Genomic DNA, 11,227 nt, shown 5'->3' with positions numbered 1-11,227 from the left:
GACCCGCTCGCCGCGGCCGCCGCGGAGCACGCCGTGACCGTGCTGACCGGGGCCGCGGTGCGCCGCGCCGACGGCGCGCTGACCAACTCCGTCCTCGCGTTCGGCCCGTCCGGCCGCGCCACCGTCGCGTACGACAAGCAGCACCTCTGGCACGACGAGGAGGCCCGGCTCTTCACCCCGGGCGACCGCGGCACGGTCCTGGTGGCCGACGGCTGGCGGCTCGGTCTCGGCGTCTGCTACGACATGTCCTTCCCGGAGCACGGACGCGACGCCGCCCTCGCCGGGGCCCATGCGTATGTCTGCCCCAGCGCGTACGCGGCCGGAGCCGAGCACCGGGCACGCGTCTACCTCGCCGCGCGGGCCCTGGAAAACACCGTCTACGCGGTGTTCGTCAACCCGGTGGGAGGCCCCACGGACCGCCCGTGCGACGGCGGTTCGGCCCTCTTCGGCCCGGACGGCGCCACCGTCGCCCGTACGCGGGACGCGCACGAGACCACCCTGCACGCCGTGCTGGACCCCGGGGACATCGCGCGGACCCGTACCGTCCTGCGGATGCTGGCCGAGTGCCGTACGGAACGGGGGAAGCGTCCCCGGGACGTACGGGCGTAACGGGGCGCCGCGCCAACCCACGTACGGCGGAAGGGACTTGAGCCTCCGCGCCGCGAACGCTCAGTCGCCGTGCCCGGCGGGCAGCAGATGCAGCAGCGCGTCGACGAGTTCCTCGGCGGGCGATCCGGTGGCCAGACGCCGCAGTTGCTGCCCGAAGACGAGGGCGACACAGGTGCCCGCGAGCCGTTCGGCCCCGGGAACGCCGAGCCCGGTGAGGATCTGGGCCGCGAGCCTGTCGTACGCGGCGAAGCACTCGGTCGCCGCCGCACGCAGCCGCTCGTCGCGCCCGGCCTGGATGTACAGCTCGAACGGCGCGATGTGCCTGCTGTCGAACTCCTTGCCCCCGGCGACCTCGGCGACCATCGACGCGGCGCCGTCCAGATCGATCGCCTCGGACCGGCACTGCTCGGCGAGCCCGGTCAGCCGCCGGGTCTCCTCCGCGACGAACTGCAGCAGGCTCTCGCGGAGCAACTCGTGCTGCGTCGCGAAGTGGTAGGTGACGGAGCCGAGGGAGATCCCCGCCTCCGTCGCGATCCGCCGGTTGGTGACGCCGGCGATGCCGTCCTGCCCGATGATGCGCAGAACCGCGTCGATGATTCGCTGCCGGGTTTCGGAGGGCTTGGGCACGCGGAGCATTCTCCCACCTGGGCCCGTGCCGGTGCCGCCGGAGCGGCGTCTCGTGACGTACGCCGAGGGGCGCGGACCGCGCCGAGCCGGCCCGCGGAACACCTCCGCCCGCTATATTGTTCGTTCGAACGAACAGCAACGACCGGCCATCTACCCGTCTGCCCGTCTCCCTCCCTCCGGAAGGTCCGACGCATGCGCATCACCGGCTCCACCGTTCTGCTCACCGGCGCCACCGGCGGCCTCGGCCACGCCATGGCCCGCGAACTCGCCGCACGAGGCGCGAAGTTGATCCTCACCGGGCGCCGGGCCGACGCCCTGGAACCGGTCGCCGAGGAATTCGGCGCGCGTTCGGCCCCCGCGGACCTCGCCGACCCGGCCGACGTCGAGCGCCTCGCGGAGAGCTGCGCCGACGCCGACGTCCTCATAGCCAACGCGGCGCTCCCCTCCAGCGGCGACCTCCTCGACTACGCACCGGAGCAGATCGACCGGGCGCTGACCGTCAACCTCCGCGCCCCGGTGATGCTCGCCCGCCTTCTCGCCCCGCACATGATCGAGGCCGGGCGGGGCCATATCGTCATGATCGGCTCGATCTCCGGCAAGGCGGCCACCAAGTCCTCGTCGCTCTACAACGCGACCAAGTTCGGCCTGCGCGGCTTCGCCGCGGGCTTCCGGCAGGACCTGCACGGGACGGGGGTCGGAATGTCGGTCGTCCAGCCCGGATTCGTCCGCGACGCGGGCATGTTCGCCGCGACGGGCGCCACCCCGCCCGGCGGGATGCGTACGGTCTCGCCCGCGCAGGTCGCGGCCGGAGTCGTGCGGGCCGTCGAACGCGATCTGGGCGAAGTCAACGTCGCCCCACCGGAGATGAGGCTGCTGAGCGCCATCGCGGGGCAGTTCCCGGGCTTCGCGGAGAAGGTGCAGCGCCGTACGGACGCCGAGCGCACCATCCGGCAGATGGTCGACGCCCAGCGGGGCAAGCGGTGACGAACCGCCCCTGACGGGACGGGCGTTGGCGGCGCGGGGGCCGGGCACGCAAGGGCGGACGGGCTCCGCGTGCGCGTCGGCCCGCGCCGACGCACCCTCTCACCAGCCGAGTTGCGGACGCTCGGTGCTCACCTCCGGACAGAGATTCCAGTGCTATGGACACTGATCAGTAACCAACCGGTCCGGAGCGTCCGGGAGTAGCCTGCTCTCCTCCCGGACGGAGCCTCCCCGCGGCACCCGCGGCAGGTTCCTCGCCGGTGTTTCCGCGAACGCCGGCGGAGGGAGCCCCTCTTGAGCACCGAAGACCCCGAACACCCCGCCGTCCCGGCCGACTCGGGCAAGTCGGGCAAGTCAGCCGATGCCGGGACGGAGACGGAGACGGGACCCGAGACGAAGGCCGGGGCGGAGTCGTCCCCTTCGACGTCGACCCCGGAGGCGGACGCCGCTCCCTCCACACCCGAGGCGGAGACGGCCCGTACGACGTTCGGGACGGAGCCGTCGCCTCCGGCGCCCGAGGAGGAGACGGCCGCGCCGGCGTCCGACGGGGAGACGCCGCTCGTACGCCCCTACGCCGACCTCCCCGCCCACATGGTGCAGGCCCCCGCCGTACTGCCGGGCTCCGTACGCGAGGTGCTGGACGCCCCGGCCACCGGTACGGACGGTGCGGGCGCGGACGGCCGGGCCGGGTCCCGGTTCTCGCCGCTGCGGCGCGGGACGGCCCGGGTCGTGGAGTTCATCCGCCGTCACTCGGGTCTGGCCGCGCCGGTCGGCGGCGCCCTCGCGGTGCTCCTGCTCACGGGCGTCGTCCTCCAGCAGACCGGGGGCTGGCCCTTCGCGCGGGACGACTCCGCGGCGCCCGTTCCCGACGCCCGGCTGCCGCTGCCGCCTCCGGTGGGCGGCACCGACGGATCGCCGTCCGGCCGTGCCACCGACGACGGGAAGAAGCCGAAACCGTCCCCGTCCCACCCGAAGAAGGACAAGGACAAGGACGACGGCAAGGACGGCAAGCACACCGCCGAACCCCCGCCCAGCCCCGCACCGTCCGGGCCGGGCGCTCCCCCGCCGGGGGACGCGGGCGGCGCCGGGCAGCCGGGGAACACGGGCTGTGCGGCGAGTTGGCACGTCGACAGCCAGTGGGAGGACTTCAGCGCGACGGTGACGGTCACCAACGAGACCGGCCGGCCCGTCAGGGGCTGGGAGGTCGGCTGGACCTGGAACAGCGGCCAGAAACTGGTCAAGCACTGGAACTCCGAGATCCAGGAGTCGGGAACGTCGGTGACCGCCCGCAACGTCGGCACCAACGCGGAGATCCCCAGCACGGGCGAGGCCACGTTCGGCTTCGAGGCCACCGGCAGCGGCACCCCCGCGCCGCGCCTCACCTGCCGCCTTCTGTGAGCAGGCCGGAGACGTTTCCGCGGGCGCCGCGCGGTAACCGCGGAGTGCATGATGCGCAGAGCACTCACGGGAGCCATGGCCGGAGCCGCGGGGACCACGGCACTCAACGCCGCCACCTACACCGACATGGCGCTGACGGGGCGGGGCGGCAGCTCGGCGCCGAAGGACGTCGTCGACCGGTTCAGCGAACGTACGGACGTGCCGGTGCCGGGCACCGGCGAGGTCCGGGACAACCGCGCCTCGGCGCTCGGGGCGCTGCTCGGCATGGCCACGGGCGTGAGCGTCGGGGCACTGTACGGACTGGCCCGCGGCTCCGGCCGGCGTCCGGCGCTGCCACTGGCGGCGCTGCTGGCGGGGGTGGCGGCGATGGCGGGCTCGGACCTCCCGATGGCCGCGCTGAAGGTCTCGGACCCGCGAAGCTGGAAGCCGGCCGACTGGCTCCGNGAAGGTCTCGGACCCGCGAAGCTGGAAGCCGGCCGACTGGCTCCGGGATCTGCTGCCGCATCTGACGTACGGCGTGGTGACGGCTGTCGTGTACGAGGCTGCGGGCGGGCGCGCGGGACGGCGCCGGGGAGGATGGCGCCGGCGCGGCGGGTAGCGCGCTTGCCGGGGAGGGCGCGGCGCCGCTGGGCGTAGCGCCCGGCGGAGGCGGAGGCGTGGCGAGCCCCGGGAGAGCCGTGGTGCTGGGTCGGGTCAGGGCAGGTCGGGTCGGGTCGGGTCAGGTCAGCCGAGGTCAACTGTGCGTCGGCGGCGGACAGATGCCGGATGTCAGATATCAGATGACGGCTGACGGCTGACGGCTGACGGCTGACAAAATTCGTTATCTGTCATCCGTCATCGGTCAACTGCTCCCCGTCAGCCGCCATCCGTCACCTGCTATCCGTACGCCGCCCCTCACCCCGTGAACGGCTCCGGCCCGAAGCGCCCCCACGCGAGGACGACCGCGAGCAGCAGATAGCCCATGTTCAGGGCCGCGAACGGGAGTTCACCGGGCCGGCGGCCGTGTGTGACGGCCGCACCGGTCATCAGCACGGCCCAGCACACGGCGGTCACCGGCACCAGGACCGGCGCGACGCCGGTCGCCCCGGGCAGGATCAGGCCCGCCGCGGCGAGGAGTTCGAGGACGCCGAGCGTTCTGACGAACCAGACGGGGACGTCCCCCGTCCATCCGCCTCCCTTGGCCGCGGCGAGCTTCTCCACGGGTACGAACGCCTTGGTGACGCCGCCGGTCACGGCCACCGCGGCGAGCAGTACGGCGGCGGTCAACAGCGCGAGGTTCATCGTCCGCTCCTTGGGTCCGGGTCGCTCACGTACCCGTACGACGGGACGGCTGCCCGGCACGTGACATGCCGGATGCCCGCCTCCACACGCAGCCACCGCGGACCGTCCCCCGGAGGAAGGGAGTGGTCGTACCGGATGCGCTCCCCCGGGTGCGGAAACCGCGGCCGGGGCGCCGCCCGCGCCGGTGATCACGCCCTGACGGTGCGTGCCGAGACGAGGTCAGAATGGGCGCCGCTGCCCACCCGCGGGGCAGTCGTCGACCTCGTCGGAGAAGAAGGAGAAAGCATGCCGCTGTGTCGTCGTCTTCGGGCCCTCGTGGCCGCCGGAGGTGCCGCGCTGGTCTTCACGGGTGTGTCGGCCTCGCCGGCACAGGCCGCCCCGCCCACCGGACGGGACGTGATCATCAGCAACTACGCCAGCAACTGGTACCTCTCGACCGACCACCAGACCGTCGCGCACGGTCAGCGCACACAGATCTGGGACCGGGACCCGATGGCCAACAACGGCGCCGGAAGCGTCTGGCGGATCAGTCCGCGCGGTGACGGCACGTACAGCATCTCTCCCAGCGAGCCCTTCGGCGCGGGCTCCCGGTACTGCCTGTCCGACGAGAAGGGCACGGGCGACGGCGAAGGCGCCGTGTGGGTACGGGACTGCAACAGCGGTGACGCGCGGCAGAGTTGGCTGATCGAGGAGACCAGCAGCCGTTCGTACGTGCACACCATCGTGCCCGCGGGCCATCGCGACTACGCCCTGGGGCCCTACCGGGCGCAGTCGGCGTCCGACACGTACGTCAACGTCACGCGCAAGTTCGGCCGGACGCCCGCGACGGCGCAGATGTGGAAGATCAACTACGCCTAGACGCAAAGGAGTTCGTTCGGGGCGGCGGACCGCCGACGCCGCTCACGCCGTGACACGTCCGCGCGGCGGGGTCCGCCCCTCGGACGGGCTCGCCCCCGTCTCCGGCAGCCCCGGGTCCTCCGGGTCGGGATCGCCGCTTCCGGGGAGCGCCTGCTCGGTCCAGATGACCTTGCCCTCCTTCGTGTAGCGGGTGCCCCAGCGGTCGGCGAGCTGGGCCACCAGGAAGAGTCCGCGTCCGCCCTCGTCGGTGGTGGCCGCGTACCGCAGATGCGGTGAGGTGCTGCTGCTGTCGGCGACCTCGCAGACGAGCCGTGCGCGGTCGCGCAGCAGCCGGACCCGTACGGGGGCGGTGGCGTGCTGGATGGCGTTGGTGAGCAGTTCGCTGAGGATGAGTTCCGTCGTGAAGGCGATGTCCTCCAGGCCCCAGTCGGCGAGGTTCGCGGCGACCCCCGCGCGTACCTCGGCGACGGCCGCGGGGTCCGACTCCACGGCCCACTCGGCGACTTGATCGGCCGCCAGCACGTCGGTACGGGCGACGAGCAGGGCGACGTCGTCGCGCTGCCCGGCGGGGACGAGTGCCTCCACCACGGCGTCGCAGGTCTCCTCGGGTGAGCCCGGCGCCCGCTCCAGCACCTCGCGCAGGGCACGCAGTCCGCTGTCGACGTCCTGGCCGCGGCGCGCGACGAGCCCGTCGGTGTAGACGACGAGCATGCTGCCCTCCTCCAGGCGCATCTCGGCCGCCTCGAAGGGCAGTCCGCCCACGCCGAGGGGCGGTCCGGCCGGTACGTCGGGGAAGTCGACGGTGCCGTCGGGACGTACGAGGGCGGGGGCGGGGTGCCCGGCCCGTGCCGTCACGCACAGCCGGGAGACGGGGTCGTAGACGGCGTAGAGGCAGGTGGCGCCGGTGATGGCGGTCTCGTCGCCCGCGGCGAGGGCGTCCTGGTCGATGCGGACGACCAACTCGTCGAGGTGGGCGAGGAGTTCGTCCGGAGGCACGTCGAGGGTGGAGAAGTTGTGCACGGCCGTGCGCAGCCGTCCCATGGTGGCCGCCGCGTGCAGCCCGCGTCCGACGACGTCCCCCATGACCAGCGCGACGCGGGCCCCGGGCAGCGGGATCACGTCGAACCAGTCGCCGCTGACGCCGCCCGTCGCGGGCAGATAGCGGGTGGCGACCTGTACGGCGGACTGCTCGGGCAGGGCGCGCGGCAGCAGACGCCGCTGGAGGGTGATGGCCATGGAGTGCTCGCGCGTGTAGCGGCGGGCGTTGTCGATGGACAGGGCGGCGCGGGCGGCGAGTTCGTCCGCGAGGGAGAGGTCCTCCTCCTCGAAGGGTCCGGGCTTCTCCGACCGCCAGAAGCTCACCACGCCCAGCAGCACGCCGCGCGCCCGCAGCGGCGCCGCGATCAGCGAGTGGATCCCGAACTCGATGACGCGGGCGGTCCGCGCCGGGTCCACCGAGCGCCACCGCGGAGCGTCGCTCAGCCGCTCCTCCAGCACCGCCTGCCCCGCGAAGCTCCGCGCCTGCGACGAGGACGCCACGTAGGTGATCAGTTCGCCGACGGGGAAGAGCGGCGGGTCGGGGCGTACGCCGTCGAAGGCGGTGCGGCGCATCCGGGGACTCCCGAACGACGGGCGGGGCTCGTCGCCGGAGAGCACGGGCTCGGCGAGGTCCACGGTGACGTAGTCGGCGAGGCGCGGTACGGCGAACTGCGCCAACTCTTCGGCGGTACGCGTCACATCCAGGGTGGTGCCGATGGCGCCGGTCGCGTCGTAGAGCAGGCGCAGCCGGCGCCGGGCGGCCTCGACCCGGCCGGAGAGCAGCCGCAGTTCGGTGGCGTCGCGGAACGTCGCGACGAAGCCGGGCGGTCCCCCCTTGGCGCCCGTGGGGCGGCTGTTGACCGCGAGCAGCCGCTCGCCCGCGCCCGGCAGGATCTCGTCGGTGGCGACGCGGCCCGAGGCGAGCAGCTCGGCGGTGCGCGGCTCCAGGCCGAGGTCGGCGACGTGGCGGCAGCGCGCGTCGGACGGGAGGTCCAGCAGCCGCTTGGCCTCGTCGTTGGCGAGCAGCAGCCGTCCCTCGCCGTCGACGATGACGACGCCCTCGTGGACGGCGTGCAGCACCGCGTCGTGGTGCTCGTACATGCGCGTCATCTCAAGCGGCCCGAGTCCCTTGGTCTGCCGGCGCAGCCGGCGGCTGACGAGGGCCGCGCCGGCGGTCGCCAGCGCAAGGGCGACGGCAGCCGGGATCAGCAGGGGCGCCATCTCCCGACCGGCGCTGACCTGTTCCTCCTTGATCGCGACGCTCACCCTGCCGACGATCCTGCCGTCGGGGTCGGTGACCGGGACGACGGCCCGTACGACGGGTCCGATCGCGCCGTCGACGGTGTCGATCCGCACCCGCCGGGGCGAGCCGAGAGGCTCGGTGAGCCGCTTCCCGATCCGGCTTCTGTCGGGGTGCGTGTAGCGGATGCCGGACGGGCTGGCCACGACGATCGCGTCGACGCGCAGCCGCTTGCGCGCGGCCTCGGTGCGGGGCTGGAGTGCGGCCGTCGGATCGGAGGAGCGCAGGGCGCGCGCCGTTCCGGGCGCCTGCGCGAAGGACTGGGCGACGTCGAGGGTACGGGCGCGCGCCGAGCGGTTGTTGTCGCTGTTCGCCTGGATGACGAGGGCGACGACCGCGGCCACGACGAGCAGCACGACGATGACGAGCTGGAGGGCGAACACCTGCCGGGCGACGCTGCGTTCGCTCAGCGCCGACCACAGCCGGCGGCCGCGCGTGGAAGGCGGCGGATCGCAGCCGGGCGCCGGACGCCCGTGAACGTCACGGCCCGCCCCCGAACCGCGCTCCCCGGCACCGCGCTTCCCGTCGTCGCCCTTGCCCCTGTCGCCCGTCCCCGCGGCGCCCTTCCCCGCATCGTCCGTCCCGGCGTTCTGGCGGGAGGGGCGCTCGGCGCGCGCACCGGACAGCGCGCGGAGACGTCTCAGGAATCCCGCCATGCGTGCCTCTCGCCTGCCTCGCCTGCCTCGGCCTGTGCCGTGTGCTCGCCGCTGCCGTGGACTGCGGTCCCGGTGCTCATGCCGGCCGGCGGAGCAGAGCCGTGGGGCCGCGAGGGGGGCCGCCGTTCACGGGGACGGCGGGCCCGGCCGGCCGCGGAGGTCCCTCCAACTCCTCGACGGGGACGGGGTGTCGGGCGCCGGGGCGTCCGTGCCGTGAGGGAGCGGGAGCGGGGTCCTCGCACCGCTCGTACGGCCCGGACGCTCCGTACGGTCCGGGGACGCCGACCCCGCGCGTGCGCGAGACATACGGCGGCCGTGCGCCGGCGCGGACGTCCGCGACCCGGGCGCCTCCGCGGCACCGCCCGTGTCCGGCTCCCGCCTGCCCGCGTCACCTGCCATGTCCGCACCCTCCTGGCCACCACCAGCATGCATGCGACCGCGGTGCGCCGCGACGCAGAGCGCAGCCGTACGCACGCACACCGCGAGGCACCTCGACCGGGACGCCCCGATCCGGACCCGACCCCGTCCCGGGCCCGAGCCGTCTCCTCGGAATGGAGACATATGTCAGGGGTAAGGGCCATTTGTAGTATGGCGCGACTCCCGTGACCCTTGTGGGTGTACGGAGCTCACGTCTCAGAACACGTCTTGCGGGATGTCCGATATGGCACAGCAGACAGCCACGGCCGCGGAGCAGACCCACCGCGACCTGCTCCACCGCTTCGACGAAGCGGCAGAACGCGACCCCGGGGCAGTCGCCGTCCGGGCGGGGCGGTCGTCGGTCGCCTACGGGACGCTGGCCGAGGCGTCCCGCGCGCTCGCCGACCGCCTCGCCCCGCTCGTCACGGGCAGGCCGGGCCCGGTCGCCGTCCTCCTCGAACCCGGCCCGGACCAGATGTGCGCCGCGCTCGCCGCGATGCGCTGCGGCAAGCCGTATCTGCCGGTCGATCCGGACTATCCGCCGGACCGCGTGGAGCGCATCCTCGCGGACGCGGCACCCGCCGCCGTCTTCGACTCCCCCTCCCCGCGCACGGACGGATCCGCCGCGGGCGCTCCCGCGCCGCCGCCCCGCCCCGGCCGGTGGGGGGACGCGACGCGGGTGACCGCCGAGGACGCGTACGTGATCTACACGTCGGGGTCGACCGGGACGCCGAAGGGCATCGTCGTCCAGCACCGCGGCATCGCCAACATGCTCGACGAGTGCGTGGCCCGCCGTGCGATACCGCCGGGCGCCCGGTACAGCACCTGCGCGAGCCCCGGCTTCGACGCGGCGGTGCTGGAGACATGGACCGCGCTGGCGACCGGCGGCGAACTCGTCGTCACACCGGACGACCGCCGCTGGCACCCCGCGGGCTTCGCCCGGTGGCTCGCGGACGAACGCATCGCGCACTCCTACATCCCCGCCGCCTTCCTTCCCGCCATCGCGGAGGGCCTGCGCGACGGTCTCGATCTGCGGTCGATGCAGCGGGCGATCGTCGCCGTCGAGCCGATACCCCGCGGGCTGCTCGGCGAGATCAAACGCGCCCTGCCCGGGCTGACGTTGATCAACGGCTACGGTCCGACCGAGGCCGCGGTGTGCGTGTCGATGTACGAGGTCGGCGAGGACGAGACCGGTCCCGAGCGCACGCCCATCGGGACGGCGATCCGCAACACCGAACTGCTGGTGGAGCCGACGGAGACGGAGACCGATCCGGAAGCGGAGGCGGACGCGGACGAGGCGACGGCGGGGGACGCGGGCACGGCAGCGGATGCGGACGGGGACGGGAACGGCGACGGGGACGGCGGTGTGCGCGGCGAGCTGCACATCGGCGGCGTCCAAGTCGGCCGCACGCTGCGCCCGGAGCGCGGTGACCGGCCCGCCTTCTACACCCGTACCGGCTCCGACGGCACACCCCGCCCCTACTACCGGACCGGCGACATCGTGCGCAGGGACCGCGAGGGCGTCCTCACCTTCCTCGGCCGCGTCGACCACATGCTCAAGGTGCGCGGCTACCGGGTCGAGGCCGGCGACGTCGAGCACGCGCTGATCGAGCAGCCCGGTGTCACCCAGGCCCTCGTGCTCAAGCGCCCGGCGCCCGACGGCGTCTACGCGCCCGGTGCCGAGCAGCTCATCGCGTACGTGATCCCCGCGCCCGGTGCGCGGATCGTCCTGGGCGACGTACACGAGAGGCTGCGCGAGCGGCTGCCGTGGTACGCCGTGCCGCACCAGGTCGTCGTGCGCGACTCCTTCCCGCTGACCGCGCACGGCAAGACCGACCGGAACGCCCTGCTCGCTCAGACGCCCGCGCCCGCCGCCGACGTACCGCCGAGCGAACGCCCCGACGACGCGCACATCGAACCCGGGCTGCTGGACCTGTGGCAGGAAGTCCTCGGCGGCACGGGCGTATCGGGCGGCGCGAGCGGCACCGGCCGCACAGACGGCACCGGCGGCACAGGCGGCACGGAAGCCGGCGCCGCCGGGGAGGCCGAGGGCGCCCGCGCG

Annotated in this window: 8 protein-coding genes; 5 read left to right on the top strand and 3 right to left on the bottom strand. The window is 74.0% G+C overall.

Annotation, left to right across the window (positions count from 1 at the left end):
- A partial coding sequence (locus AN218_RS15830) for a carbon-nitrogen hydrolase family protein (RefSeq protein ID WP_070017533.1) occupies positions 1-609 on the top strand: 609 nt, incomplete at its 5' end.
- A 60-nt stretch (positions 610-669) separates the two neighbouring features.
- Here AN218_RS15830 and AN218_RS15825 read toward each other — a convergent pair.
- Positions 670-1,236 (bottom strand): TetR/AcrR family transcriptional regulator, encoded by a 567-nt coding sequence (locus tag AN218_RS15825; protein ID WP_171908692.1) that lies wholly within the window; start codon positions 1,234-1,236, stop codon positions 670-672.
- A gap of 192 nt (positions 1,237-1,428) precedes the next feature.
- Here AN218_RS15825 and AN218_RS15820 point away from each other — a divergent pair, with 192 nt between their 5' ends.
- Together AN218_RS15820 and AN218_RS15815 are read left to right on the top strand one after the other, a co-directional pair.
- Entirely contained in the window at positions 1,429-2,220 is a 792-nt protein-coding gene (locus AN218_RS15820; protein ID WP_070017531.1) for an SDR family NAD(P)-dependent oxidoreductase, read from the top strand.
- A gap of 291 nt (positions 2,221-2,511) precedes the next feature.
- Positions 2,512-3,615 (top strand): cellulose binding domain-containing protein, encoded by a 1,104-nt coding sequence (locus tag AN218_RS15815; protein WP_070017530.1) that lies wholly within the window; start codon positions 2,512-2,514, stop codon positions 3,613-3,615.
- A gap of 894 nt (positions 3,616-4,509) precedes the next feature.
- Here the strand turns inward: AN218_RS15815 and AN218_RS15805 are convergent.
- Entirely contained in the window at positions 4,510-4,896 is a 387-nt protein-coding gene (locus AN218_RS15805; protein WP_070017528.1) for a DoxX family protein, read from the bottom strand.
- Between the two features lie 285 nt (positions 4,897-5,181).
- Between AN218_RS15805 and AN218_RS15800 the strand changes: the two genes are divergently transcribed.
- Positions 5,182-5,754 carry an RICIN domain-containing protein gene (locus tag AN218_RS15800; RefSeq protein ID WP_070017527.1) on the top strand — a complete coding sequence of 191 codons (573 nt, stop codon included), beginning with the start codon at positions 5,182-5,184 and terminating at the stop codon, positions 5,752-5,754.
- A gap of 42 nt (positions 5,755-5,796) precedes the next feature.
- Here the strand turns inward: AN218_RS15800 and AN218_RS15795 are convergent, their stop codons facing one another.
- Entirely contained in the window at positions 5,797-8,748 is a 2,952-nt protein-coding gene (locus tag AN218_RS15795; protein WP_070017526.1) for a SpoIIE family protein phosphatase, read from the bottom strand.
- 661 nt (positions 8,749-9,409) lie between these two features.
- Here AN218_RS15795 and AN218_RS15790 point away from each other — a divergent pair.
- A partial coding sequence (locus AN218_RS15790; protein WP_171908691.1) for an amino acid adenylation domain-containing protein occupies positions 9,410-11,227 on the top strand: 1,818 nt, incomplete at its 3' end.

The sequence above is a fragment of the Streptomyces nanshensis genome (assembly GCF_001751255.1).
GTDB lineage: Bacteria > Actinomycetota > Actinomycetes > Streptomycetales > Streptomycetaceae > Streptomyces > Streptomyces nanshensis_A.
The sequence above is the reverse complement of the archived record's forward strand: the minus strand, read 5'-3'. Positions and strand labels throughout refer to the sequence as shown.